The 26,626-nt window shown below is 59.6% G+C and carries 25 protein-coding genes; 11 read left to right on the top strand and 14 right to left on the bottom strand.

Features of this window, described 5'->3' with window-relative positions:
• The first annotated feature begins 40 nt into the window (after positions 1-40).
• From FQ182_RS04390 to FQ182_RS04405, 4 genes are all read left to right on the top strand, one after another.
• Positions 41-694 carry a DsbA family oxidoreductase gene (locus FQ182_RS04390; RefSeq protein ID WP_149411030.1) on the top strand — a complete coding sequence of 218 codons (654 nt, stop codon included), beginning with the start codon at positions 41-43 and terminating at the stop codon, positions 692-694.
• A gap of 105 nt (positions 695-799) precedes the next feature.
• Complete coding sequence (locus FQ182_RS04395) at positions 800-1,720, top strand: arginase (protein ID WP_149411031.1); 921 nt, start codon at positions 800-802, stop codon at positions 1,718-1,720.
• Entirely contained in the window at positions 1,717-2,097 is a 381-nt protein-coding gene (locus FQ182_RS04400) for a transporter (protein ID WP_149411032.1), read from the top strand. The genes FQ182_RS04395 and FQ182_RS04400 overlap by 4 nt, the downstream gene beginning before the upstream one ends.
• A gap of 17 nt (positions 2,098-2,114) precedes the next feature.
• Entirely contained in the window at positions 2,115-2,507 is a 393-nt protein-coding gene (locus FQ182_RS04405; RefSeq protein WP_371923851.1) for an EamA family transporter, read from the top strand.
• A gap of 64 nt (positions 2,508-2,571) precedes the next feature.
• On the opposite strand, the gene FQ182_RS04410 is transcribed toward FQ182_RS04405, so the two are convergent.
• Positions 2,572-3,336, bottom strand: a complete 765-nt coding sequence (locus FQ182_RS04410; RefSeq protein WP_149411034.1) for a MipA/OmpV family protein — start codon at positions 3,334-3,336, stop codon at positions 2,572-2,574.
• Between the two features lie 229 nt (positions 3,337-3,565).
• Between FQ182_RS04410 and FQ182_RS04415 the strand changes: the two genes are divergently transcribed.
• The 6 genes from FQ182_RS04415 to FQ182_RS04440 all read left to right on the top strand — a co-directional run bounded on the left by FQ182_RS04415 (position 3,566) and on the right by FQ182_RS04440 (position 10,896).
• Positions 3,566-4,270, top strand: a complete 705-nt coding sequence (locus tag FQ182_RS04415) for an MtnX-like HAD-IB family phosphatase (protein ID WP_149411035.1) — start codon at positions 3,566-3,568, stop codon at positions 4,268-4,270.
• Positions 4,263-5,657 (top strand): aspartate aminotransferase family protein, encoded by a 1,395-nt coding sequence (locus tag FQ182_RS04420; protein ID WP_149411036.1) that lies wholly within the window; start codon positions 4,263-4,265, stop codon positions 5,655-5,657. Before FQ182_RS04415 ends, FQ182_RS04420 begins: the two co-directional genes overlap by 8 nt.
• The gene (locus FQ182_RS04425; protein WP_149411037.1) at positions 5,654-6,541 is read left to right on the top strand and encodes a carboxylesterase; all 888 of its coding nucleotides are present in this window, start codon (positions 5,654-5,656) and stop codon (positions 6,539-6,541) included. Before FQ182_RS04420 ends, FQ182_RS04425 begins: the two co-directional genes overlap by 4 nt.
• Positions 6,542-6,606: 65 nt before the next feature.
• Positions 6,607-7,731: a GNAT family N-acetyltransferase gene (locus tag FQ182_RS04430; RefSeq protein ID WP_149411038.1), complete on the top strand. Its 1,125-nt coding sequence runs from the start codon at positions 6,607-6,609 to the stop codon at positions 7,729-7,731.
• Positions 7,731-9,509, top strand: coding sequence for a HAMP domain-containing sensor histidine kinase (locus FQ182_RS04435; protein WP_149411039.1), 1,779 nt, complete (start codon positions 7,731-7,733; stop codon positions 9,507-9,509). The genes FQ182_RS04430 and FQ182_RS04435 overlap by 1 nt, the downstream gene beginning before the upstream one ends.
• Positions 9,499-10,896 (top strand): sigma-54 dependent transcriptional regulator, encoded by a 1,398-nt coding sequence (locus FQ182_RS04440; protein ID WP_149411040.1) that lies wholly within the window; start codon positions 9,499-9,501, stop codon positions 10,894-10,896. Before FQ182_RS04435 ends, FQ182_RS04440 begins: the two co-directional genes overlap by 11 nt.
• 35 nt (positions 10,897-10,931) lie before the next feature.
• Here FQ182_RS04440 and FQ182_RS04445 read toward each other — a convergent pair whose 3' ends face one another.
• The 11 genes from FQ182_RS04445 to FQ182_RS04495 all read right to left on the bottom strand — a co-directional run bounded on the left by FQ182_RS04445 (position 10,932) and on the right by FQ182_RS04495 (position 23,332).
• A complete protein-coding gene (locus FQ182_RS04445; RefSeq protein ID WP_149411041.1) occupies positions 10,932-11,270 on the bottom strand; it encodes a GlpM family protein in 339 nt (112 codons plus the stop codon).
• Between the two features lie 9 nt (positions 11,271-11,279).
• Positions 11,280-12,620: a sigma-54 dependent transcriptional regulator gene (locus FQ182_RS04450; RefSeq protein ID WP_149411042.1), complete on the bottom strand. Its 1,341-nt coding sequence runs from the start codon at positions 12,618-12,620 to the stop codon at positions 11,280-11,282.
• The gene (locus FQ182_RS04455) at positions 12,617-14,518 is read right to left on the bottom strand and encodes an ATP-binding protein (RefSeq protein WP_149411043.1); all 1,902 of its coding nucleotides are present in this window, start codon (positions 14,516-14,518) and stop codon (positions 12,617-12,619) included. The genes FQ182_RS04450 and FQ182_RS04455 overlap by 4 nt, the downstream gene beginning before the upstream one ends.
• Positions 14,519-14,684: 166 nt before the next feature.
• Positions 14,685-15,419 carry an amino acid ABC transporter ATP-binding protein gene (locus FQ182_RS04460; RefSeq protein WP_133099706.1) on the bottom strand — a complete coding sequence of 245 codons (735 nt, stop codon included), beginning with the start codon at positions 15,417-15,419 and terminating at the stop codon, positions 14,685-14,687.
• Positions 15,416-16,087: an amino acid ABC transporter permease gene (locus FQ182_RS04465; protein ID WP_133099705.1), complete on the bottom strand. Its 672-nt coding sequence runs from the start codon at positions 16,085-16,087 to the stop codon at positions 15,416-15,418. The genes FQ182_RS04460 and FQ182_RS04465 overlap by 4 nt, the downstream gene beginning before the upstream one ends.
• A complete protein-coding gene (locus FQ182_RS04470; RefSeq protein WP_149411044.1) occupies positions 16,087-16,833 on the bottom strand; it encodes an amino acid ABC transporter permease in 747 nt (248 codons plus the stop codon). Before FQ182_RS04470 ends, FQ182_RS04465 begins: the two co-directional genes overlap by 1 nt.
• A 193-nt stretch (positions 16,834-17,026) precedes the next feature.
• Entirely contained in the window at positions 17,027-17,953 is a 927-nt protein-coding gene (locus FQ182_RS04475; RefSeq protein WP_149411045.1) for a glutamate/aspartate ABC transporter substrate-binding protein, read from the bottom strand.
• A gap of 327 nt (positions 17,954-18,280) precedes the next feature.
• Positions 18,281-19,819: a glycerol-3-phosphate dehydrogenase gene (gene glpD / locus FQ182_RS04480; RefSeq protein WP_149411046.1), complete on the bottom strand. Its 1,539-nt coding sequence runs from the start codon at positions 19,817-19,819 to the stop codon at positions 18,281-18,283.
• A 220-nt stretch (positions 19,820-20,039) separates the two neighbouring features.
• Positions 20,040-20,795, bottom strand: a complete 756-nt coding sequence (locus tag FQ182_RS04485; RefSeq protein ID WP_133099701.1) for a DeoR/GlpR family transcriptional regulator — start codon at positions 20,793-20,795, stop codon at positions 20,040-20,042.
• A 95-nt stretch (positions 20,796-20,890) separates the two neighbouring features.
• Positions 20,891-22,396 (bottom strand): glycerol kinase GlpK, encoded by a 1,506-nt coding sequence (glpK, locus tag FQ182_RS04490; RefSeq protein WP_149411047.1) that lies wholly within the window; start codon positions 22,394-22,396, stop codon positions 20,891-20,893.
• A gap of 78 nt (positions 22,397-22,474) precedes the next feature.
• Positions 22,475-23,332: an MIP/aquaporin family protein gene (locus tag FQ182_RS04495; protein WP_149411048.1), complete on the bottom strand. Its 858-nt coding sequence runs from the start codon at positions 23,330-23,332 to the stop codon at positions 22,475-22,477.
• A 383-nt stretch (positions 23,333-23,715) separates the two neighbouring features.
• Between FQ182_RS04495 and ybaK the strand changes: the two genes are divergently transcribed.
• The gene (gene ybaK, locus FQ182_RS04500; protein WP_133099698.1) at positions 23,716-24,186 is read left to right on the top strand and encodes a Cys-tRNA(Pro) deacylase; all 471 of its coding nucleotides are present in this window, start codon (positions 23,716-23,718) and stop codon (positions 24,184-24,186) included.
• A 22-nt stretch (positions 24,187-24,208) separates the two neighbouring features.
• Here the strand turns inward: ybaK and FQ182_RS04505 are convergent, their stop codons facing one another.
• Together FQ182_RS04505 and argF are read right to left on the bottom strand one after the other, a co-directional pair.
• Complete coding sequence (locus FQ182_RS04505) at positions 24,209-25,315, bottom strand: ABC transporter ATP-binding protein (protein ID WP_149411049.1); 1,107 nt, start codon at positions 25,313-25,315, stop codon at positions 24,209-24,211.
• Positions 25,312-26,232, bottom strand: coding sequence for an ornithine carbamoyltransferase (argF, locus tag FQ182_RS04510; RefSeq protein ID WP_149411050.1), 921 nt, complete (start codon positions 26,230-26,232; stop codon positions 25,312-25,314). Before argF ends, FQ182_RS04505 begins: the two co-directional genes overlap by 4 nt.
• Between the last annotated feature and the right edge of the window lie 394 nt (positions 26,233-26,626).

Here is a 26,626-nt window from a genome sequence, read left to right on the forward strand (position 1 = left end):
TGCGACCTTTGCGGCGCGTTTTAGCCAGCGAGGTTGCGTTATGAGTACTCCCCTGAAAATCGATTTCGTCAGCGACGTGTCCTGCCCCTGGTGCATCATTGGCCTGCGCGGCTTGACCGAAGCCCTGGACCAGTTGGGTGTTGAGGTGCAAGCCGAGATCCACTTCCAGCCCTTCGAGCTGAACCCGAACATGCCTGCCGAAGGGCAGAACATCACCGAGCACATCACCGAGAAATACGGCTCCACCGCTGAACAGTCCCAGGCCAATCGGGCGATGATCCGCGACCGTGGCGCAGAGGTTGGCTTTGCCTTCCGTACCGACGGCCAAAGTCGCATCTACAACACCTTCGACGCCCATCGCCTGCTGCATTGGGCCGGGCTTGAAGGGTTGCAGTACAACCTCAAGGAAGCGCTCTTCAAAGCTTACTTCACCGACCAGCAGAACCCTTCCGATCACGCCACCCTGGCGCTGATTGCCGAAAGTGTTGGCCTGGACCTGCAACGTGCGGCACAGATTCTGGCGTCGGATGAATACGCCGCCGAGGTTCGCGAGCAGGAGCAGTTGTGGGTGTCCCGTGGTGTGACTTCGGTGCCGACCATTGTCTTCAACGATCAGTACGCGGTCAGCGGTGGGCAACCGGCCGAAGCCTTTGTCGGCGCGATTCGGCAGATTCTCAGCGAGGCCAAAGGCTAACCCCTGGCCCGTCCCTTGCATTCACCCTGCAAAGCCCATTCGGCTGGTGTTCATGAGTGATGAGCCCAGTGTCTGAATGGGCACTGCCATGGGTGAAACATTACCTTGAACATTCTTGACCTCGACCACAGCCTCACGGCCCAGGCACCGATTGCCCGGCGTCTTTCCAGCGGCCAGGCGACACGCATGGACCTGCTCGACCTTGGCCCGAAACTGCGCCTGTGGTCCACCGAAAAAACCTATAAGCGCTTCGCCGAACGCCTGGTACAACGGCCCCGGCCCATCGATGCGCGGCCGGAAATTTTCTTTGTTGGCTCCGGCGATTATCACCATCTGACCCCCGCGTTTCTCGCCGACTTGAAAGAGCCGGTCAGCCTGATCCACTTCGACAACCATCCCGATTGGGTCCGCTTGGCCCCGCGTCGACACTGCGGTTCCTGGGTTAACCGGGCGCTGAAGATGCCGGCGATCAAACGCATCGTCACCCTCGGCCCGTGCAGCGATGACCTGCATAACCCGCAACTGCGTGGCGGTAACCTTGGCGCCCTCAAACGCGGGGATTTGCAGCTGTTTCCCTGGCAGCACGCGCCCTCGAAAGTCTGGGGGCGAGTGGGCGATGGCGCCGGTCACCAGCAACAGGAAAATCACTTGCACTGGCGCAACCTGGCCGAGTTGGATTGGGTGCAGTTCCTCGAGCAGATGATCGCCAGTCTGCCCACCGAGGCGATCTGGATCACCATCGACAAGGATGTGTTGGCCAGCGAAGACGCCGCCACCAACTGGGACCAGGGCGGCATGCGCCTGACCCACCTGCTGCAAGCCTTGCGGGCGTTGGCGGCGAGCAAGCGGATCATCGGCATCGATGTCTGCGGCGAGTTTGCTCAACCGGCCTTCAGCAACGCCTTCAAACGCTGGGAAGCCAAGTCCGACCAACCGCCCGCCGAGCGCTGGAGCGAGGAGGATTTGCTGCGCAACTCGGCCACCAATGAAGCGTTGATTAACCTGTTCGAGGAGCTGTTCCCGTGACCCTGACCGTGGTGTTGCTGGTGGCCTTTTCCATCGTCCTCGATGTGATTGGCCAATTGTGTTTCAAACTGGGCCTGGACCGTTTGCCAGAACTGGACGGTGGTTTTCGCCTGACTGCCTTCTGGGGCCAGGTGTTTAACGCGCCGTTGCTGTGGGCCGGGATCGGCGCCTATGTCATCGAGTTTTTCGTCTGGCTTGAGGCCTTGTCCCGTGCGCCGTTGAGCTTGTTGTTTCCGGCGGCGGCGCTGGCATATTGCGGGGTGGTGTTCGCCGGGAAAATGATCCTCGGCGAGACCGTCAGCCGCCGTCGTTGGATGGGCACGTTGGTCATTACGGCCGGCGTGATGCTGGTGGCTATTGCAGGGACTCAATCATGAATTCAGAAAATATTTCCATGAGCCCGGTCGGCTGGCTGCATGGGCGCTTGGGCACCGTGGTGCTGTGGGCGTTGCTGATTTGCACCGAAAGCGCCGGGCAGCTGTTTACCAAGATCGCCGGTGATCAACTGGGACAGATGGATTTTACCGTGCAATGGCTGTTGGCCGTGGCCGGCAATCCGGGAATCCTCGCGGCGATTGCCTGCTACATCGGCGCGTTTTTCGTGTGGATGCTGATTCTGCGGCGCAGCAGCCTGTCCCTGGCGTTTCCGCTGAGTTCGCTGGTGTTTGTGGTGGTGCTACTCGGCTCGTGGCTGGGCCTGGGCGAGCACATCAGCGTGCTGCACTGGGTGGGCGTGGTGGTGATTATTGGCGGGATAGCGTTGTTGGCCGAGGGTGAAGAGAACTGACCAGTCCGTTGGTTGACGCGAACCCTGTGGCGAGCGGGCTTGCCCGCTCGTCACAGAGGTGTGGTCAATCAAATGTGTAGCTGATCGCCGTCTGCACCTGCCCTTGGTTCACCTCGCCGGTCTGCCTGACGATGCTGCTGTCCGCCGCCGAGCCCACCAGATGTACCCAACTGGCGCTGGTCAGCAATGACCATTTTGGCGCCAGGGGAAACTTGAAGCTCTGGGTCAATGTGAGGTTCTGGAAACCGCCGCTGGCGTTATAAGGCCCAATCCCCGACGCCGCCGCTTCATGATCATCAACGCCGAAAAACGTCTGCGCCTGGCGATCATCGGCAAAGCGCGCCATCAGGCCGCTGCTGCCAATGATCCCGCCGCCCAGCGGATAACCCAGCTCACCGCCGACCTTGCCCAACACGCCGCTCTGCTCGCGAGCGCCGCCCACGGCTCGGCCCAGTTGGGCATAGACCCGCCAGAAATCGGCCGGCGCGTACTGGATAAACCCTCCCACTTCGGCCATGTCCGACACATCCCGCAAGCCCTGCAACGAACCATTGGCGGTACGCCCCGGCAGATAATTGAGGTAAGGGCCGACGCTTAAACCGTTGCGGTTGAAGGCGCTCCAGGTCAGGCCGTCGTCGGTGCCCAGGCTGACATTCCCCCAATCCAGGTCGAAGTAGGGAACGGGTACCGTTTCATGGCGGCTGCCGCTGGGTTCGCGCGGTTGATAGCTGACGCCCAGGCCGGCTTCGCCGGTGATCCCTTCGGCCAATGCCGAACAGGCGCACAGACCGAGCACGCCTGCGAGTACAGCTGAAGTAACCCTGAGCATGGTGCCTTTCCCTTCTCTGAACATGCGCGTATGAACGCGCAGGCGTGAGGGCTTGTGCAAGCACTCATGTTGTTTGTAGCAACCTACAAAAATTGTAGCTAGGTCGATACATTTTCTGCCTAGAATGCCGCAAGAGCCCAGCCCCGCTGGGCTTTAATCAGTTGGCACACTCCCTGCTCTATCCCTCTGCAAGCGCAACAGCGCGCTCCTACTTCATAGGTAAATGCAGATGATTGACTGGCATATCGTGTGTGACTTCGACGGGACCATCACGCCCACCGATGTCATTGACAACGTCCTCCAACGCTTCGCTGATCCTTCGTGGGAAACCATCGAGCAGCAATGGCTGGATGGTCATATCGGTTCCCGCGAATGCCTGAGCCGCCAACTGGCGCTGATCAAGGCGACGCCTGCCGAGCTGCTGGCGTACTTCGACAGCGTCGAGATCGACCCGGACTTCCCCGACTTCGTCGACCACGTCATCGGCCTGGGCGCCTCCCTCGAAGTGGTCAGCGACGGTATCGAACAAGGCATCGCGCGGATTCTGTCGCGCAACTACGTGACCTTGCTGCCGATCCTCGCCAACCGCTTGCGCCAGGTCGACCAGAACAGCTGGCGCATCGACTTCCCGTATTCCAGCGATGCCTGCCGTGCCGCCTCCGGCAACTGCAAGTGCAAATCCACGCCGCGCAACAAGCGGGTGTTGGTGATCGGCGACGGACAGTCCGATATGTGCGTGGCTTCCACTGCCGACTTCGTCTTCGCCAAGAGCCGCCTGGCCGAGCATTGCCAGCGCAACCAGATTCCTTACGCACGCTTCGACACCTTTGCCGAGCTGCCTGCATTGCTGGCCAAGCTACCCCAGGGCATCGCCGCCAACACTACTTCCTTCAACTCGTCTTCCGACAATCAGGAACTCTTCCATCATGTCTGATATCCGTATCGCTACCGCCGAAGACCAGGTGCTTCTGGATAAAGAAGCCAAGTACTGCTCCTACGGCGACACCGTTCACTACATCGACCCGCCGCGTATTTTTAGTCGTTGCGAAGGCTCCTATGTCTGGGACACCGAAGACCAGGCCTACCTCGACCTGCAAATGTGGTACTCGGCGGTCAACTTCGGTTACGCCAACCCACGCCTGAACAACGCGCTGAAACAGCAGATCGACACCCTGCCGCAGATCGCCAGCCAGTACCTGCACAAGGGCAAGATTGAGCTGTCAGAAATGATCGCCGTCGACGCCAAGAAAAAATTCGGCCTGGACGGGCGCGTGCACTTCAACGTCGGCGGCTCGCAGTCCATCGAGGACTCGCTGAAAGTGGTGCGTAACGCCACCAACGGCAAGAGCATGATGTTCGCCTTTGAAGGCGGCTACCACGGCCGTACCCTCGGCGCTTCGTCGATCACCTCCAGCTACCGCTACCGTCGCCGCTACGGCCACTTCGGCGAGCGCGCCAATTTCATTCCGTTCCCGTACCACTTCCGTGGCCCCAAAGGCATGACCAAGGAAGAATACGGCAGCCACTGCGTGCAGCAGTTTGCCCGTCTGTTCGAGACCGAATACAACGGTGTATGGGACCCGAAAGTCGGCCAGTGCGAATACGCAGCTTTCTACGTCGAGCCGATTCAGGGCACCGGTGGCTACGTGATCCCGCCGATGAACTTCTACAGCGAACTCAAACATGTGCTGGATCAGCACGGCATCCTGATGGTGGTCGACGAAATCCAGATGGGTTTCTGGCGCACCGGCAAGCTGTGGTCCATCGAGCACTTCGACGTCAAACCGGACGTCATTGTGTTCGGTAAGGCCTTGACCAATGGCCTCAACCCACTGGGCGGCATCTGGGCCAAGGAAGCATTGATCAACCCGAAAATATTCCCGCCAGGCTCGACACATTCCACCTTCGCCTCCAACCCGTTGGGCACGGCGGTGGGCCTGGAAATGTTCAAGATGACCAGCGAAGTCGACTACGGCGCGATGGTCATGGCCAAGGGCAAATACTTCCTCGATGGCCTGCAAGAGTTGCAGAAGCGCTTCCCGATCATCGGCGATGTCGACGGCCTGGGCCTGGCCCTGCGCTGCGAAATCTGCGGCCCGGACGGTTTCACTCCGGACAAGGCAGCGCTGGACTACATGGTCGACGAAGGCATGAAGGGTGACATGGTGGTTGACGGTCAGCGTTTGGGCTTGATCCTCGACGTGGGCGGCTACTACAAAAACGTGATTACCCTGGCGCCGTCCCTGGAAATCAGCTACCCGGAAATCGACCTGGGGCTGAAGTTGCTTGAGCAGTTGCTGAATCGGGTAATGAAGCGGTGAACCGCGCTGAGATCGATCTGGGCGAAGGTGACTCAGGCTTCGTTCTCGGCAACGGTCCGGTTGGGGTTCTGTTGATTCACGGCCTGACCGGCACCCCGACGGAACTGCGTCGGGTGGCCCAGGGCCTGGCCAAGGACGGGACGTGCACGGTGTACGTGCCGACCCTGGCCGGGCATTGCGGGGGCAACAGCGACCTGCAGGCCACCGGCTGGCTGGACTGGTACGAAGGCGTGCGCAAAACCTTCGTCGGTGTGCGGCAGCACCACGACCAGGCGTTCGTCGGCGGCCTGTCCATGGGCGCGGTGATGTCGATGTACCTGGCCTCGGAATTTGCGGGCCAGGTGACGGGGTTGTTGATGTACTCCACGACGTTGAAGTACGACGGCTGGAGCATCAACAAGCTGGCGTTCCTCACGCCGTTGCTGATGAAGATCCCATTCGGCGTGCATCTGTGCAGCTTCGAAGAGAAACCGCCCTATGGCATCAAGAACGAACGCCTGCGGGCCATCGTCGAACGGCAGATGAAGGCGGGGGAGAGCAGCCAGGCTGGTTTGTTGACCATGGAAGGTGTGACGGTGCGCGAGTTGCACCGGATGAATGCCGTGGTCAAAAAACGTATGCCGTCGATCAAGACGCCGGCGCTGGTGCTGCATTCTGTCGAGGACGACATTACTAGCCGCTGGAACGCCGATTATGTGGAGCGCCATCTTGGTGGGCCGGTGACCAAGATCCTGCTGGACAACTGCTACCACATGATCACCGTCGACCTGCAATACCGTCGGGTGATCGAGTTGAGTGCTGACTTTATCCAACAGCATGCCGCCCCTGTAGTCGCGAGCTTGCTCGAGAGGGTCGTTAACGATAACGCAGGCTGCCTGGTTTGATGCGGTGCCTTCAAGTCCATCGCGAGTAAGAACTAAACGTCCCCCTCTCTACACAAGGAAAACCCGTGATTAGCGCCCAAGCCTTTTCGACTATTCGGGCCATCGAGCGCAGTGCCTGGAATGACTGCTTTCCCGGTGCCCTGGAGGATTGGGATTACTACGTCGCCGTGGAAAGCGCCGCCATTGATGATTTTCAGTGGCGTTACCTGGCGGTGTTCGAGGCCGGGACGCTGGTAGCAGTCGCCCCGGCGTTCATCACCCATTACCGCCTCGACACCACTGTGTCGGGCATCGGCAAGCGCTTTACCCAGCGCCTGGAGCGACTGTGGCCGGGCGTCTTGCGCCTGGGCCTGTACGCCATTGGTTCGCCCGTGGCCGAGCAGTGCAATACCGGCATTGCCAGTCATATTCCTGAGTCGCGGCGCCAGGCGTTACTGGAGCAGTTGCTGGTAGCCGCTCGGCGGGATGCCGATGATTTCGACATTGGCCTGCTGGCGGTCAAGGATGCACCGACCAAGGATGAACACTGGGCTAACAGCTGCAAGGCGGCAGGCTTTCAACGGATGCAAAGCTTGCCGTCGGCCTCGTTGCCGGTGCCCTACGGCTCGGTAGATGCCTACCTCGGCTCCTTGGGGAAATCCACCCGCAAGGACCTGCGCCGCAAACTGCGGGCGCCGGGGCCACGGGTCGAGTGGCGGCGCAATATCGATGATGTGTTGCCCGAAATCATGCGCCTGTACGAAGCCACCCTGGCCCGCGCCGACCTGCAGTTCGAGCGTTTACCTGCGGGCTATTTCACCGCGATCCTCGAACAGCTTGAAGAGCGGGCGGTCTGTGTACTTTACTGGGTGGACGAGCAACTGGTGGCATTCAACCTGATCCTGCTGGACCAGCATCGCCTGATCGACAAGTTCTTTGCCCATGACCTGGCCCGTAGCCGCGAGCACAACTTGTACTTTCGCAGCTGGCTGACCAACGTCGACTACTGCATTGCACACAATATTGCGGTGTATGAGTGCGGGCAGGCCGGTTATGCCAGTAAGCTGCGCCTGGGCTGTGAGTTCCAGGGCAATAGCGTGTTCTTCCGTCATCGCAACTGGCTGCTCAACACCTTGCTCAACGTCGTAAAAGTGTTTATTCGTCCGGACCGTTCCGACCCTGCCATGGCTGCTGCGATAAGCGAAACCTGATGATCAACAAGACCCGCCGAAAAGCCCGCCCCTTTGCCATTTCGCGCTGGAGCGTCCAGCGCAAGCTGGTCCTGGCGTTCTGGCTGGTCAGCGTTATTCCGACCATGATTGCCGCCGAGTTGGCCGCCACCACCCTGTCGCAGATTTTCGACAGCAACGTGCGCATCTGGCTGCAGGAGTCGACCCGTATCGTCAAGGATGAGATCGGCGACATCCTTCACGACAACGCACGGGTCGCGCAGTTGTTCCTGCGCTACATCCGCCCGCCGTCGACCCATCAGGATCAGCGCCACGACAAGCTCACCGCCGACATCGCCAGCGCCACCGACATCGACGTGGTGGCGCTGATCCGCAGTAGCGATCACAAAGTTGTGTACAGCACCGCCTCCGACGATGTGATCAGCCAGATCAGCCTGGCGCCGAATGCGGTATTGCAGACGGTTCAGGTCGGCGGTGTGCCCATCGGCGCGGTGATCTCCACGTTTGAAACCACTCAGGACGGGGTTGATTACAAACTGTTGGTCGGTACCTACCTGGACAGCAGTTTTCTCACCAGCGTCGCCGAGGTGCATTCCCTGGACTTGCGGCTGTACCTGGGCAACACCGCCGGCTTCTCGGAAATCTTTTCCACCCAGCGCTTCGAAGATCATCCGACCCAGATCCCGAAAACCATCGAAGCCCTGCTGCGCAGCACCAGGCAGCCCAGCGAGCAGTTCACCAGCAACTACAGCGGCCTGTACTGGCCGATCTTCAACGACACCGGCGAGTTGCAGGGCGTGATCTTCAGCGGCCTGCTGCGCCACACCAGCCTGGTAGGACTGGTCAACCAGAGCAACCTGTTCGTGCTGATCTTCCTGCTTAGCTCGGCGCTGTCCCTGGGCACAGGCTGGCTGGTCTCCCAGCGCCTGACCCGCCCGTTACGGGATTTATCCCAAGGGGTCAGCGCGGTGATTTGCGGCGATTATCGACATCGCGTCGCCGTCAGTGGCGGTGACGAATTGGCCCAGTTGAGCAGCACCTTCAACCACATGACTGAACGCCTCGGTGAACTGCATCACCTGGAAGCCCAACTGCGCCGACGTGATCGCCTGCATGCCCTGGGTGAAGTGGCTATGGGTCTGGCCCATGAAATCCGTAACCCATTGGGGATTATCAAGACTGCCACGCAGCTGCTGCACCGCCGTGCCGACCTGGCAGACACCGACAAGCGTCACTTGGAATACGTGATCAGCGAAGTCAGCCGGATCAACGACCTGATCACCGAATTCCTCGACTTCGCCAAACCCAGCGAGCCGTTGCGCAGCGTGCAGTTGGCCCGTCCGTTGGTGGAAGAAATCCTTGGGTTTTGTGCCCCAGAGTTGTCCACCCACACCATCGACGCCCACATCGACGACCAGGCCCCTGGCGCGACGATCTACGTTGATGCCAAGCAACTCAAGCAGGCCTGCCTTAACCTGATCCTCAACGCCATCGACGCCATGCCCGAAGGTGGGCGCTTGACTGTGGGCATCAGCACTGTGGGCGACAACACGGTGATCAGCATCGCCGATACCGGCCAGGGCATCCCCGCCGAGATGGTCGAACGGATCTTCACGCCATTCGTCACCACCAAGGCGTCGGGCACCGGACTGGGCCTGGCAAAAGTGTTCTCGATCATGGAGAGTCATGACGCCAGCATCGAATGCGTGAGCGAGAAAGATGCCGGCGCCACCTTCAGTCTGTACATTCCGGCTAACGGTGAAGACGAAGGCGATGATGAGGACAGTCATGACGCATAACGTATTAGTGGTCGACGACGAGCCCAAACTCTGCGACCTGCTATCCTCGGCCCTGAGCCAGAACGGCATCCAGGTATTCACCGCCGGCAACGGCCTGCACGCCCTCAAGGTGCTGGAGCAGGAAGACATCGACCTGGTGATCAGCGACTGGCGCATGCCCGGCATGGACGGGCCGGCGCTGCTGGCTGAGATCAAAGTGCGCTACCCGCAGTTGCCGGTGATCGTCATGACCGCCTACAGCACCGTGAAAAACGCCGTGCAATCGATGCGCAACGGTGCCTACGACTACATCGCCAAGCCCTTCGATATTGACGAGCTGGACATCACCGTGGCCAAGGCCCTGCAGTTTCGCGACATCATGCGCGACAACGCGCGGATGCGTGCCGAGCTGGATGAACATCAACAATTCGATAGCCTGGTGGGCGACAGTCCGGCCTTTCGCCGTGTGTTGCAGGCGGTGGATTCGGTGCGCGAGAGCAACGCGACCATTTTGCTGACCGGCGAAAGTGGCACAGGCAAGGAAATGGTCGCCCGGGCCATCCACAAACATGGCAACCGCGCCGACAAGGCGTTTGTAGCGGTCAACTGCGCGGCGATTCCCGAAGGCTTGCTGGAAAGCGAAATGTTCGGCCACCGCAAGGGCGCCTTTACCGGCGCTGTGGCGGATCGGGTCGGGCGTTTTATGCAGGCCGACAAGGGCACGCTGTTTCTCGACGAAGTGGGCGACATGCCCCTGGCGTTGCAGGCGAAGATCCTGCGGGCCTTGCAGGAGCGAGTGATCGAGCCGGTGGGCGACCCGCGCGAGCGCAAGGTCGATGTACGGGTGATTGCCGCTACCAACAAAAACCTGCTGGAGGCGGTGGCCAACAAGGAGTTTCGCGAGGATCTCTACTACCGCCTCAATGTGTTTCCAATCCCCTTGCCAGCCCTGCGCGAACGGGTGGAAGACATCGCGCCCCTGGCCCGGCATTTCGCCCAGACCTTGAGCGCCACCGCAGGCAAACGCATCACCGGCTTTAGCCCCGAAGCGTTGCAGGCCATGGCCGCCTATGCCTGGCCGGGCAATATCCGTGAACTGCAGAACTGCGTGGAGAGGGCGACTATTGTGGCGGCCAGCCCGGTGATTGAAGACATCGACTTACCGACGTATCTGTTTGCCTCAAGGCCTTCGGACAATAGCGTCGGGGCGATACTCAGCGACGGGCCAGGGGTGCCCCAGGACTTGGATGCGGCGCTGGCGCAAGTGGAGAAGGCCTATATTCTGGCTGCATTGCAGGAGAGCAATGGCGTGCAGGCAGCGGCGGCCCAGAAGATCGGCATCTCCGAACGCAGCTTTTGGTATCGGTTGAAGAAGTTGGGGATTCAGGTGGACAAGATCGTTCGCTGAAGATCGTTCCCATGCTTTGAACTGACCCCGCAAAGTCAGGCGTGAATGCGGACCCACACCGTCACCAACACCGTCGCCGCCATCAACCACGCCACCGCGGCGACAGCCAGCGATGCCTCCAGCCGCATCCGGTCCACCATCACATACAACGTCGCCAGGTACACAAAGTACGGAATGATCGACCACATCCCAAACACGATGGTGGTCTTCAAGTCATCCACCGACCGGCCTTTGCCGACGATGTAATGGGCGATCAGTGCAAAGGTCGGAAACAGCGGCACCAGGCCTGCGATGTAATAGTTTTTGGTCTTGGCCAGCGCTGCGAGAATCAGCACCACGCCAGCGCCCAAGGCGGCTTTAAATACTAAATCCACAACGCGCTCCTAGTGGCTCAGACCGTATTTCTTGACCTTGTCGAAGAGGGTGGTCTTGGCCATCCCCAGTTCCTGGCTGGCCTGGGTCAGGTTGCCCCCGCTGCGTTGCAAGGCGTCGCTGAGCAGGTTGCGTTCAAAGGCTTCCACCGCTTCGGTAAAGGCCAGGCCGTGGTTGTCGCTGCTGGCGCCGCTTTTCTTGAAGGCCGGCAGCCCCAGGGCGAAGCGTTCGGCGACGTTGCGCAGTTCGCGCACGTTGCCTGGCCAGTCGAGGCTCATCAGGTTGGACAGGGTCTGGTTGTCCAGGTCCGGCACGGTACGGTCGAAACGCAGGGACGACTGCTGCAGGAAATGCTCGAACAGTTGCAGGATGTCTTCCCGGCGCTCACGCAAAGGCGGCAGTTCCAGGGTCACCACATTCAGGCGGTAATACAGGTCGCTGCGAAACTGGTTGGCGCGGCTCAGCTCATCGAGGTCGGACTTGGTGGCGGCGATCACCCGGCAATCCACCGCCACGCTCTGGTTCGAGCCCAGGCGTTCCAGGGTGCGCTCCTGCAAGACCCGCAGCAGTTTGATTTGCAGGTTCAGCGGCATGCTTTCCACTTCATCGAGGAACAACGTGCCGTTGTGGGCATGTTCGATCTTGCCGATACGGCGCTTGCCGGCGCCGGTAAAGGCGTTGGCTTCGTGGCCGAAAATTTCGCTTTCGAACAGGTTCTCCGGCAGGCCACCGCAGTTCAACGCGACGAATTGTTGGGAATGGCGACGGCTGAAATCATGCAGGCAGCGAGCGACCAGTTCCTTGCCGGTTCCGGTTTCACCTTCGATCAGCACGTTGGCCGAGGTGTCGGCGACGTTGGCGATCAACTCCCGCAGGTTCTGCATGGCGGGTGAACGGCCGATGATCCGGCCTTCCAACGAGTCGCGCTCGGCCAGTTGCCTACGCAGCGACCAGACCTCCCGTGCCAGCCCGCGTTGCTCCAGGGCGCGTCGGGCGACGTCCACCAAGCGCTCGGGGGAGAAGGGTTTCTCCATGAAGTCATAAGCGCCATCGCGCATCGCGCCGACAGCCATGGAGATATCGCCGTGACCGGTAATCAGCACCACCGGCAGGCTTTTGTCCAGGGCCTTGAGGCGGGTCAACAGCTCCAGCCCATCAATGCCGGGCAGGCGAATATCGCTGATGACAATGCCAGCGAAATTTTCGCCGACCCGGGTCAGGGCCTCTTCGGCGCTGCCCACGCCAACGCTTGGAATGTCCTCCAGAGCCAGGGCTTGCTGGCAGCCGAGCAACACATGGGGATCGTCTTCGACGATCAGGACGGTCAGGTCGGTGTTTAGGTCGGTGTTCATTTCGACTCGGCTTGATGAGGGCTCGCCAGGGGCAAGCTCAGGACAAAGGCAGTACCGCCACCGGTCGGGTGCTCGACGGCGAGGTTGCCGCCGGTGGCCGCTGCGAGGCTGGCCGAAAGGGTCAGGCCCAGGCCCAGGCCCAGCTCGCCGGGTTTGGTGGTAAAGAATGGTTCGAACAAATGCTTGCGGGCCTCGGGGTCGATACCGTGACCGTTGTCGCGTACCCGCAGGCGGTATTTACCGTCAACGGTCTTGCCTTCCAGCCACAGCTGCGGGGCCGGTTGCGCCTGCATGGCGTCCAGGGCGTTGCCGATCAGGTTGACCAGAATCTGCTCCAGACGGGTCTGGTCGATCAGCAATTGCACGCTGGCGAAGTCGCGGTGCAGGGTTATCGGCAGGCTGTCCAGGCGACTGCCCAGTACCTGGAAGGCGGCATCTACCGCCTTGCCCAGGCTGGCTTCACCTTGGTCGTCACCGCGCCGAGCAAAGGAGCGCAGGCTGGCGGTGATGCGACCCATGCGGTCGATCAGTTCGTTGATGGTCTTGAGGTTGGCGCTGGCGGTATCCAGGGCACCGCGCTCCAGAAAGCGCACGGTATTGCCGGATAAGGTTCGCAGGGCCGCCAGCGGTTGGTTCAATTCATGGGCGATGCTGGTGGACATCTGGCCGATGGCTGCCAGTTTTCCGGCCTGGACCAGCTCGTCCTGGGCTCGGCGCAGGGTTTCTTCGGCCTGGCGCCGTTCGCGAATCTGCGCCTTGAGCCGCTCGTTGCTGGCGCGCAGGTCGGTGGTGCGCTCGGCAATCCGTCGTTCCAGTTGGTTGTTGGCTTCCTGCAAGGCTTCCCGGGCGGCGAGGCGGGTGGCGATAACCTTGCGCCGCTCATTCCAGGCGATCAGCAGGAAGGCCACCAAGGCAAAGGCCACGGCCACAAGAATGCCTTGATTGACTGCTGCCTGGCGCAGATCTTTCAGGGGCGTGAGCAGGGTGAAGTTCCAGGGCGTGTCGCTCAGGGGCCGGGTCTGGGCCAGGTAGCTGACTTCCTTGTCGTCGGCCACCACCTCGCTGTTGGCCGGGAAGGTCAGTTTTTCCGTACCTTCGTTCAGTTGCTCGCGGGCCAGGGGTTGCAGTTCGTTGAGGGTCGCCCAGTAATATTGCAGGCTGCGGGCCAGGCGTTCCTTGGTGTCTTCGCTCAGGGGGCGTAGGGCCTTGAGGCGGCGGGCCGGGTCGCTGGACAGGATAATGATGCCGTTCTCGTCACTGACGAAGGCTTCTAGGCGCGCCCGCTGCCAGCGTTCTTCCAACGCTTCCAGGCGAACCTTGACCACCGCTACGCCGATGATCTTGCCGTGTTCTTCCAACCCATGGGCCAGGTAGTAGCCGGGTTCGCCATTGGTGCTGCCGATGCCATAGAAACGGCCGGGCTGGCCGCGTACGGCATTCTGGAAGTAGGCGCGAAAGGACAGGTCTTCGCCCAGGTAACTGTCGACATCGCGCCAGTTGCTGGTGGCCAGCACGCGGCCGGTGGTGTCCATCACATAAATGGCCCGACTGCGGCTGCGCCGGTTCAGGCCTTCGAGGTAATCGTTGACCTTCTGCCGGTGTTCTGGATTCGGGTCGGCCAGCAGCCTGGAGACGCTGGACTCCAGCTCCAGCAGGCTGGGCAGGTAGGTGTATTTGCTGATCTCACTCTCGACGGTTCGTGCGTGCAGTTCCAACTGGCGCTCGCCGTTCTCGCTCAGGGCACGGATCCCATAGTATTCGCTGGTCCAGAAGCCGATATAGCCCAGGCCGATCATCAGCAGGATGATCAACGGTGGCAGGAACAATTGGCGAATCAGACGAGGCTTCACGGCAAGGGATGGCGGCGCGGCGCGATAGAGAGTGGGGTCGCATTTCATCACAGATGCCTTGGGTCAGCTACCGTTCGCCTGGCTTCTGTAGGAGCGAGCTTGCTCGCGAAAGAACTCAAGGACACCGCGTTTATCCAGGATGCACGCGTTATCGTTGAGGTCTTTCGCGAGCAAGCTTGCTCCTACAGGGAGGGGCGAGTTGCGGCTTGGCTTTTTAGTGCTGCAGGATTTTCTCAAGGAAGTGCTGCGCACGTTCGGAGCGGGCGCTGATGTCGCCGAAGAACTCTTCTTTCTGGCAGTCTTCGATGATCTTGCCCTGGTCCATGAAGATCACGCGGTCGGCCACCTTACGGGCGAAGCCCATTTCGTGGGTCACGCACATCATGGTCATGCCTTCCTGGGCCAGTTGCACCATCACGTCCAGTACTTCGTTGACCATTTCCGGGTCCAGGGCCGAGGTCGGTTCGTCGAACAGCATGACGATCGGGTCCATGGCCAGGGCGCGGGCAATCGCCACACGTTGTTGCTGGCCGCCGGAGAGCTGGCCAGGGTGCTTGTGGGCATGGGCCGACAGACCGACGCGCTCCAGCAGTTGCAGGCCTTTCTGGGTGGCTTCTTCCTTGCTGCGACCCAGCACCTTGATCTGCGCGATGGTCAGGTTTTCGGTGATGGTCAGGTGCGGGAACAGTTCGAAGTGTTGGAACACCATGCCCACACGCGAACGCAGCTTTGGCAGGTTGGTCTTCGGATCGGCGATGGAGGTGCCATCGACGATCACGTCACCCTTCTGGAACGGTTCCAGGGCGTTGACGCACTTGATCAGGGTGGACTTGCCCGAGCCGGAAGGCCCGCACACCACGATCACTTCGCCTTTCTTGACCTCGGTGCTGCAATCGGTCAGCACCTGGAAGTCGCCATACCACTTGTTGACGTTCTTGATAGAGATCATACGGCAAACCTTTTTTGCAGACGCTTGACCAGCAGCGAGGCGGCAAAGCTGATGATGAAGTAGACGACACCGGCGAAAATCAGGAACTCATTGGAACGACCGATGATGTCGCCATTGGCTCGCGAAGCATTGAGGAAGTCCACCAGGCCGACGGTGTACACCAGCGAGGTGTCCTGGAACAGGATGATGCTCTGTTGCAGCAACAGCGGCGTCATCTTGCGAAACGCTTGGGGCAGGATGATCAGTCGCATGGTCTGGCTGTAGGTCATGCCCATGGCTTGCGCGGCGGCCATCTGGCCCTTGGCGATTGACTGCACGCCGGCCCGCACGATTTCGCAGAAGTACGCCGCTTCGAACATCATGAAAGCCACGACGCAGGAAGTGAACGCACCGATCGGCGTGTCTTCGCCGGTGATCCAGCGCAGCACGAACGGTACCGCCAGGTAGAACCAGGTGATCACCAGCAGCAGCGGGATCGAGCGGAAGTAGTTCACATAGGCGCCGGCCACGCGAGACATCAGCTTGCTGGAGGACAGGCGCATCAGCGCCAGGATCGTGCCGAGGACAATCCCGCCGACCACGCCCATGACCATCAGTTGCAGGGTCATGACCATGCCGTTCCACAAACCTGGAATAGCCGGGATGATGCCGCTGAAATCGAAGTCCATTATTTACCCCCCACGGAAATCAAGCCGGGCACTGCGACTTTCTTCTCGATCACGCGCATCAGCAGCATCAGGCTCATGTTCAGGGTGAAGTAGATCAGCGTGGCCAGGGTGAAGGCTTCAAACAGGTTGGCCGAGAACTCGGCGGTTTGTTTGGTTTGCGCCAGCAGTTCCATCAGGCCGATCAGGGACGCCACGGAGGAGTTCTTGAAGACGTTGAGGAATTCCGAGGTAAGCGGTGGAATGATGATCCGGTAAGCCTGGGGCAGCAGCACGTTCCAGTAGACTTGCGGCAGCTTGAAGCCCATGGCTCGGGCAGCAGACTCCTGGCCTGGTGGCAGCGCCTGGATGCCGGTGCGCACTTGTTCGCACACACGGGCGGCGGTGAACAGGCCCAGGCACACGACAACGCTCAGGTAGGCCGAGGTGGTCGGGTTGAGGTCTTGTTTGTACCAGTCTTGCAGGTTCTGCGGCAGCAGGTCGGGCACCAGGAAGTACCAGATGAACAGCTGAACCAGCAGCGGCACGTTACGAAACAGTTCCACGTAGCAGGTCGCGATGCCCGATACGATGCGGTTAGGCACGGTGCGCATGACGCCGAGTATGGAGCCCAGCAGCAAGGCGATGATCCACGCGACGATGGCGATGGCGATGGTCCAGCCCAATCCGGAGATGTACCAGTCGAGATAAGTCTCGCTGCCCACGCCGGTGGACTTGAAGAACACGCTCCAGTCCCAGTTGTAATTCATTAGGGTCTCCCCTCAAGTTCGATCGATGTACAAGCACCCGCTTGGGAAAAATCCATTCCCGCCCGACGTTGATCGTCAGGCACACACGATCGGCTCGAAAACCACCAGGTCGAGTGTTCCAAAAAAAGCCAGCAGGTAGTAACAGACGCCTGAGGGAGGTTTGGCCCCCTCAGGAGATAAGGTTAGTTCGGAATCAGGACTTTTTTTCGGCCGTCTTGTCGTCAGCCGCTTTGTCGGTCGGATTAGCGATCAGGGCCTTGAGCTCGTCGCTCATCGGGAACATCAGGTTCAGGCCTTTTGGCGGGATCGGTGAGCTGAACCACTTGGTGTAGATAGTGTTGATCGCGCCCGACTTGTAGGTCGCGACGATCGCGTCGTCCACAGCCTTCTTGAACGGAGCGTCTCCCTTGCGGACCATGCAACCGTAGATTTCGTAGGATTGCGCAGTGCCGGTCACTTCCCAGTCGGTTGGCTTCTTGGCCTTGGCCATTTCGCCAGCCAGCAGTGCGTCGTCCATCATGAAAGCAACGGCACGGCCACTTTCCAGCATCTGGAAGGATTCACCGTGGTCCTTGGCGGAGATGACGTTCATGCCCATTTGCTTGTCGGCGTTCATGGACTTGAGGATGCGCTCGGACGTGGTGCCGGCGGTGGTCACCACGTTCTTGCCCTTGAGGTCAGCGAAATCCTTGTAGATCGAGTCCTTTTTGGACAGCAGACGGGTACCGATTTCGAAGATGCCGACGGAGAAGTCGACTTGTTGCTGACGCTCTACGTTGTTGGTGGTGGAGCCGCACTCGACGTCCACGGTGCCGTTCTGCACCAGCGGGATACGGGTTTGCGAGGTGACCAGGTTGTATTTGACCTTGAGGTCCGGGATGTCGAGGTCTTTCTTGATGGCCTCAACGATTGCCAATTGGATGTCGTGGGAGTAGCCCACTGGCTTGCCGGATGCGTCCGCAATGTAGGAGAACGGAATGGAAGCGTCGCGGTGGCCCAGAGTGATGGTGCCGGACTCTTTGATTTTCTTCAGTGTGCCGGTGAGTTCGGCGGCGAAAACTGGAGTGCTAATCAGAGCTGCAGCGATAGCTGCGCCCAAAAGATGGGGAACGATGCGCATCAATACTTCCTCGACATTTGTTTTTTTTATGAAGCCGGTTAAGACGGCCATTTTTATATACACAGCTACAGCGAATGCCTATGACGGCTCCTGAGGCATCTCAGGCAATTGCACCAGAAGTGTAGAGCATGAGTCGTGCCAGGCTCGATATAAAAGGTTAACTATTTGATTTATAAGTAGATTAATTTTATATGAACGGATTTTTATAGTGTCGCGATCCGGCAAACCGAATGGTTCGGCTTATGGTGTTCGGAAAACCGAATCCCTGGAAAGGTATGAAAAAGCCCCTGAACCTTTCGGTGCAGGGGCTTGGTGACGGTCGATCAATCAGGCCGCTTCAATCTTGCTGCGGTTCTGCTCCACCTTGGTCAGGTAGCGCTGCACGCTTTCCTGTTCTTGCGCGGTGGTGAACAGGCCCAGCTTGCTGCGGCGCCAGAGGATGTCCTGCGGGTGCAGGGCCCATTCTTCGGCACACAGGTAGTCGACTTCCCGGGTGTACAGGCCGCCACCGAGGTGGTCGCCCAGGTCGGCCAGCGATTGCACGCCTTCCAGCAGGCGCCAGGTACGGCTGCCATAGGTGGTGGACCAGCGTCGGGCGATCTCGCTGGGAATCCAGTCGAACTTGCTGCCGATAGCCTCGGCCAAGGCTTCTGGCGTAGTCATGTCTTCGCCGCCGGGCAGGGTCGCCTTGGCGGTCCAGCTTGGTTTGATATTCTTGAAGTACGGGGCCAGCTGCGCCAGCGCCGACTCTGCCAGTTTGCGGTAGGTGGTCAGCTTGCCGCCGAACACCGACAGCAGTGGCGCCTCATCGGTACCGCCGGACAGAGCCAAGGTGTAGTCGCGGGTCACGGCCGACGGGTTGTCGGATTCGTCGTTGCACAGCGGACGCACGCCGGAATAGGTGTGGACGATGTCGTCGCGGCTCAGTTGTTTCTTGAAGTGGGCGTTGACCACTTTGAGCATGTAGTCGGTTTCACCCTCGGTAATCGCCACTTTCGCGGGATCGCCGGTGTACTCGCGGTCGGTAGTACCGATGATGGTGAAGTGGCTCAGGTACGGAATGGTGAAGACGATGCGCTGGTCTTCGTTCTGCAGGATGTGCGCATGGGCGCCTTCATACAGCTTCGGCACGATCAGGTGGCTGCCCTGGATCAGGCGGATACCGTAGGGCGAATCGAGCTTCAGGTCATCCTTGATGAACTTGGCGACCCATGGGCCGGCAGCGTTCACCAGCGCCTTGGCGCGGATCGAAAACAGGCTGCCATCGGCGCGTTCCAGGTGCAGGTGCCACAGGCCCTTGCAGCGACGGGCGCTGACACAACGGGTTTGGGTGTGGACGTGGGCACCTTTTTCCCGCGCGGCCATGGCGTTGAGCACCACGAGGCGTGCGTCGTCGACCCAGCAGTCGGAGTATTCGAAGCCTTTGGTGATTTCGCTTTTCAGCGGGCTGTCCGGGCCGAACTTGAGGCTTTTGGAGCCTTCGAGTTTTTCCCGTTTGCCGAGGTGGTCATAGAGGAACAGACCGGCTCGAATCATCCAAGCCGGACGCAGGTGCGGGCGGTGCGGCAAGACAAAGCGCATTTGCTTGACGATGTGCGGGGCCTTGGCCAGCAGCACTTCCCGTTCAGCCAGGGCTTCACGCACCAGACGGAACTCGTAATGTTCAAGGTAGCGCAGGCCACCGTGGATCAGCTTGCTGCTGGCGGAGGAGGTGTGGCTGGCCAGGTCGTCCTTTTCGCAAAGGAATACTGACAAACCGCGACCGGCTGCGTCTGCTGCAATGCCGACGCCATTGATCCCGCCGCCAATAACGGCAACGTCATAGACTTCGGCAAGCGGTGGAGCAGGCAAGGTAGAAGGGGTCATCGGCTGGCCTCACGATCTTTTTTTCATATTTGAATTCGAACATTAATGTTCATTTTCGAAAATGGTAGCTCATAAACGCGGGCACAGCCAGCCAACTTCGATTGAAAATACTGATCGAAGGGTGGGGAAAGGAAAATTTGTGAACACTGCGATGGGTGTGTGAGTTGCTGCGTTGGCGAGCGGGCAAGCCCCCTCGCCACAGAGAGGTATGGGGTGTTGCTTAAACCACTTCCAGGCGAATCTTGTTCTGATTGAGCAGTTGCAGCAACGCCGGTACCGGCTGCTGATCTGTGACCAAACAATCAATCAAACTGATCGGTCCCAGGCGAATCATGGCATTGCGCCCGAATTTGCTGGAGTCCGCCGCGAGGATTACCTTGCGTGCATTGGCGATGATCGCTTGGGAAACCCGCACTTCCTGGTAGTCGAAGTCGAGCAGGCTGCCGTCTTCATCGATGCCGCTGATGCCCACCAAGGCAAAGTCGACCTTGAACTGGTTGATGAAATCGACGCTGGCCTGGCCCACCACGCCGCCGTCACGACGCACGTTGCCGCCGGTCAGCAGCACGTCGAAGTCGTCCTTGGCGCTGAGCATCATGGCGACGTTGAGGTTATTGGTGATGATTTTCAGGTGGCTGTGATTGAGCAGCGCCTTGGCGATGGATTCGGTGGTGGTGCCGATATTGATAAACAGCGAGGCGTGATCGGGGATTTGCGCGGCAATGGCTTCGCCTATGCGCTGTTTCTCGTCGCGCATCTGATCGGCACGCATAGCGTACGCGGTGTTTTCAACGCTGGAATCATAGGCCGCGCCGCCATGGTAGCGGCGCAACAGGTTAGCTTCCGCCAGTTGATTGATATCACGGCGGATGGTTTGCGGGGTGACAACGAACAGCTGCGCCATTTCCTCGATACTCACATAGCCGCGTTCGCGGACCAGTTCGAGGATTTGCTGCTGGCGGGGAGGCAGATTCATGGGGCGTCCTTTGGGCTGCCGTACAAAAGTGGCCCATGATGACGCAGGAATCTGCTCCCTGCCAGTTACAACCCTATATGGGTCCAGCGCTTGGCTTATTCGGCGCCTTCGTGGGGTTCCCAGTCGCGGGTGCGGCTGACGGCTTTTTTCCAGCCGGCGTAGAGTTTTTCCTTCACTGCGTCTTCAAGCTGCGGCTCGAATTCGCGCTCAATTACCGCCTTGCCGCGCAACTCGTCCAGGCTGCCCCAGAAGCCACAAGCCAGGCCAGCCAGGTAGGCGGCGCCCAGTGCGGTGGTTTCGCGCATTTGCGGACGTTCCACCTGAGTGCCGAGAATATCGGCCTGGAACTGCATCAAGAAGTTGTTCGCTACCGCGCCGCCGTCCACCCGCAGGGATGTGAGGCGTTCGCCGGAATCCTGCTGCATGGCGTCGAGTACGTCGCGGGTCTGGTAGGCAATCGACTCTAGTGCTGCACGAATGATGTGATCCACTCGTACGCCACGGGTCAGGCCGAACAGCGCACCACGGGCATAGGGGTCCCAGTACGGTGCGCCCAGGCCGGTGAAGGCCGGGACCAGGTACACGCCGTTGCTGTCTTTGACTTTGCTGGCGAAGTATTCGGTGTCATGGGCGTCGTTGATGATTTTCAGCTCGTCCCGCAACCATTGCACTGTGGAACCGCCATTGAACACGGCGCCTTCCAGGGCGTAGGCCACGTCACCACGGGGGCCGCAAGCGATAGTGGTGAGCATGCCGTGCTTGGACTTGACCGCTTTGTCGCCGGTGTTCATCAGCAGGAAGCAGCCGGTGCCGTAGGTGTTTTTCGCCTGGCCTGGTTCTACGCACATCTGGCCGAACAGTGCTGCTTGCTGGTCGCCGGCGATACCGCCGATAGCGATGCCGCTTTTGGTGTGACCATAAATCTCTGAAGAGGATTTCACTTCAGGCAGCATTTCGCGGGGGATATCGAGGATATCCAGCATCTTCGCATCCCACTCAAGGGTGTGGATGTTGAAGAGCATGGTGCGCGAGGCGTTGGTGTAGTCGGTGACGTGGGTCTTGCCGCCGGTAAATTTCCAGATCAGCCAGCTGTCGACGGTCCCGAACAGCAGCTCGCCGTTGCGCGCGCGTTCGCGGCTGCCTTCGACGTTGTCGAGGATCCACTTGAGTTTTGTGCCGGAGAAGTACGGGTCTGTGACCAGGCCGGTGATGTCGCTGATGTATTGCTCATGGCCGTCGCGCTTGAGCTGTTGGCAAATTTCGGTGCTGCGGCGGCACTGCCAGACAATGGCGTTGTAGATCGGGCGGCCGGTGACCTTGTCCCAGACCACGGTGGTTTCACGTTGGTTGGTGATGCCGATGGCGGCAACCTGGTCATGGTGCAGGCCGGCTTGTGCCAAGGCTTCGACCATTACCGCGCTCTGGGTGGCGAAGATTTCCATCGGGTCATGTTCGACCCAGCCAGGTTGGGGGTAATGCTGGGTGAATACACGCTGGGCAGTGCAGACCACGTTGGCGTCACGATCAAAAATGATCGCCCGGGAACTGGTCGTGCCCTGATCGAGGGCAATGATGTAGTTCTTATTCTGAATGTCGGTCATGTCGATTGCCTTGGACGGAAAAAAGAAGTGAGTAAGTAGCCTGGGATGCAAAGGGCAGTAAGACTCAGGCTAGCGTTTTCAGGACGTTCGGGTTTTACCGCTGGCGGCGGCGGTATCAGTTGCATCAGTTGTAGCAGGTGCGGCGTTGGGCAGGTGCCGGGCAATCAACCCGCGATAAGCCGCAGCGCCGAGGCAGGCACCGACAATCGGTGCAAAGATCGGAATCAGGAAATAGGGAATGTCGCGCCCGCCGGTGAAGGCCATTTCACCCCAGCCGGCGAAAAAGGTCATCAGCTTGGGGCCGAAGTCACGAGCCGGGTTCATCGCAAACCCGGTCAGCGGGCCCATGGCGCTGCCAATCACGGCGATTAGCAAACCGATCAGCAGCGGGGCCAGAGCGCCGCGCGGCAAGCCGTTGTTGTCATCAGTCAGGGCCATGATCACGCCCATCAGGATTGCGGTGATGACCATTTCAACCAGGAAGGCCTGAGCGGTAGTCAGCAGTGGATGAGCGTAAGTGGAGAACACCGACGCCAACTCCAGGCTGGCCTGGGAGCCACGGATCATATGGTGGGTTTGTTCGTAATCGAAAAATAGATTGCTGTAGAGCGTGTAAACCAACGCGGCGGAACAGAAGGCGCCAGCGACTTGGGCGATGATGTAGAACGGCAGTTTGCGCTTTTCAAAATCGGCAAAAATACACAGGGCGATGCTGACGGCTGGATTGAGGTGAGCCCCGGAAATGCCGGCGCTCAGGTAGATCGCCATGCTGACGCCGATCCCCCAGATGATGCTGATTTCCCACAAGCCAAAACTGGCACCCGCGACCTTGAGCGCGGCAACACAACCGGTACCAAAGAAGATCAGCAGCGCAGTCCCCAGGAATTCGGCCATGCATTGGCTTGAGAGTGAAGGCTGTTGAAGAGCAGTTGTCATTGAAAACCTCTGTTTTTGTTGTTGTCTGGCGCTTTGCCTCACGGAGGCTCTTTGCAAAAGAAGCGCGATTTTCACCGTGGCGAGGATCTCCATCCTGTTCGCGGCTTACTGCTTGGATACTGAGGCGCTATTCCTACAGCATTCGGAAACGAAAAAATATAGACAAGAAACACGGCTGTCAAAGGTCGAAAGTGAACTGTCAGTCATTTTCTAACTATTGGTCTCGTGAATGATCGTGGCGAATACGTGGTCAGGCTCGCCCAAAGTGCTGTCAGGATTTGCGCGGGTGAGCCGCAGAGCGCTTCGGACTAGAGCCTTTTGCGGTGGCATGGCCTAGAATTGACCATCAGTTTTTCCACGTTTGCCCCAAGCCTGGAGCTCTCATGACGCCTGCATTGGACCTGTTGAAAAAAGTTCGTGCCGAACATCGCATTCACAGTTACGAACATGACCCCAAGGCGGCCTCTTATGGCCTGGAGGCCGCAGAGAAATTGGGACTTGATCCGGCACAGGTGTTCAAGACCCTGCTTGCCAGCAGCGAAAAAGGTGAGTTGTTGGTGGCGGTGGTGCCAGTCGTCGGAAGTCTGGATTTAAAAGCGCTGGCTCAGGCTGCGGGGGTGAAAAAAGTCGAGATGGCTGATCCTGCAGCGGCGCAACGATCCACTGGTTATTTGCTGGGCGGGATCAGCCCACTGGGGCAGAAGAAGCGCTTGCGCACTTTTATCGATGTGACGGCGCAGCCGTTCGCGACGATTTTTGTCAGTGCGGGGAGGAGGGGGCTTGAGGTGGAGTTGGCAGCGGCAGCGTTGGCCGAGCATACCCAGGCCAAGTTCGCGGAAATTGGCCGGGCTTGATGCTTTCTGTAAGAGCGAGCTTCTACACGGTGCTGTAGCGCCGCACACCTGAGTCAACCTGAGGAATGTGCGCCGCCGTGCTGCCCGACGCCTGGAACAGCACCAGATGTTCAGCTGCCACGCGAATGCCAACCTCGGTACCGACTTGATGGTCAGCATGGCTGGGGAAAATCGACTCCAGCTGTGCGCCGGTTGGCAGTTGCAGGCGATACAAGGTCGACGCACCGAGGAAGGTCTTGCCGACGATTAGCGCTTTTAATGTGCTGTCTGGTGCATAGACGATGTCATCCGGGCGCAGCAGCACATCCACCGCGCCGCCAATCGGCCAGGTATAGGCGCGGTTGCCCTGCAGTTCACCCAGCTCGGTGGTCACCGATTCCGGCGTGTTCAACTGGCCACGAATGAAGTAACCCTGGCCAATGAAGCTGGCGACAAAGGGCGTCAGCGGCTCATGGTAGAGGTTGTAGGGCGTATCCCATTGTTCCAGGCGGCCTTCCTTGAACACACCGACATGGTCGCTGACCGCGAAGGCTTCTTCCTGATCATGGGTCACCAGAATCGCACTGGTGCCTCGAGCCTTGAGGATATCGCGCACTTCATGGCTGAGCTTGCGCCGCAGTTCGCCGTCGAGGTTGGAGAACGGTTCATCCAGTAACAGCAGTTGCGGTTCGGGGGCCAGTGCCCGGGCCAGAGCTACGCGCTGTTGCTGGCCGCCGGACAGCTCGTGGGGGAAGCGCTTGCCCAGGCTCTTGAGGTTGACCAGCTCCAGCAGTTCTTCAACTACTCGCGTTTTTTGCGGGTGCTTGCGAATGCCAAAGGCGATGTTGTCGGCCACGCTGAGGTGAGGAAACAATGCGTAGTCCTGGAAAACCATGCCGATGCGACGTTTCTCCGGCGCCAGGGTAAAGCCGGCGCTGGAGATGACTTCACCGGCCAGGCTGATTTCCCCTTCGTGCACCGGCTCAAAGCCGGCAATCGCCCGCAGAGTGGTGGTCTTGCCGCACCCTGAGGAGCCCAGCAGGCAACCAATGTCGCCGGCGTTGAGGTGCAGATTGAGGTTTTGCACCACCCGTTGGCCCTGATAACCGCAGGCCAGGTTGCGCAGATTAAGCAGTAATGGCTGGCTCATGCGTGGTGGTACGCAGGCGGGACCAGGAGTTCCAGCAAGGCCTTTTGGGCATGCAGACGGTTTTCCGCCTGGTCCCAGGCCACCGAGCGTGGGTCATCCAGTAGGTCGAGGCTGATTTCTTCGCCACGGTGGGCGGGCAGGCAGTGCATGAACAACACGTCCGGCGCCGCGAGGTCGAGCAGGGCGCGGGTAACCTGGAACGGCGCGAACAAAGTCAGGCGCTTGGCGGTTTCGTCTTCCTGGCCCATGGAGGTCCAGACATCGGTGCTGACCAGGTGCGCGCCGACTACGGCGTCCTGCGGATCGCGAACGATCTGCACACGGCCGTCGGCCTTGGCGAGGAATTCGGCAGTGGGCTCAAAGCCTTCAGGGCAAGCGATGCGCAGGTGGAAGTCGAACTGGATCGCCGCTTCTATATAGCTGTTGCACATGTTGTTGCCATCGCCGATCCAGGCCACGGTCTTGCCCTGGATCGAACCGCGATGTTCGAGGAAAGTTTGCATGTCGGCCAGCAACTGGCACGGGTGCAGGTCATCGGACAGGCCGTTGATCACCGGTACCCGGGAGTTGGCAGCGAACTCGGTGAGGGTGCTATGGGCGAAGGTGCGGATCATCACTGCATCGAGCATGCGCGACATGACAATGGCGCAATCGCTGATCGGCTCGCCACGGCCCAACTGGGTGTCCCGAGGCGACAGAAAAATAGCCTGGCCGCCGAGCTGGATCATGCCGGCTTCGAAGGACAAACGGGTGCGGGTCGACGACTTCTCGAAGATCATCCCGAGTACGCGGTTTTTCAAAGGCTCGAACAGTACACCGCGATTACGCAGGTCTTTAAGCTCAATGCCTCGACGGATCACACTGACCAGCTCTTCGGGCGTGCAATCCATCAGGGAGAGAAAGTGCCTTGCGCTCATCATTAACTACCTTTTTGCAACAGACCGCAGATGCTCAAAGCCTGGTTTATTTTGAAAACGGGCGAGACCTGCGGCGAAAGCCGCACAGGGCGACGAAATAGGGGGAGGCGCGATATTGACATTAAATGTCGCGCCTTACCAATAGGCTACGGTTTTTAGGGGTGTTCAAAGGAGCGGGGATAGCGCTTTTGAAGCCTGTTTCCTGACAGCAGCGGGTCATTTGTACACTGGCGTCGCGCAACTTTGCAATGCGCGAAGGCGGGCGCGGGCCAGGCTGCGTCGGTTTAAGTGGCTGAAGAGGGATATGTCGGACGTTTTTGAAACGTTTTCTAATGCTTCGCCATGGCCTGGCCTGATGCCCTTCGATTCACGCGACGAACGTTGCTGGCGCCGT

The organism is Pseudomonas sp. ANT_H4 (genome assembly GCF_008369295.1).
In the GTDB taxonomy this organism is placed as follows: domain Bacteria; phylum Pseudomonadota; class Gammaproteobacteria; order Pseudomonadales; family Pseudomonadaceae; genus Aquipseudomonas.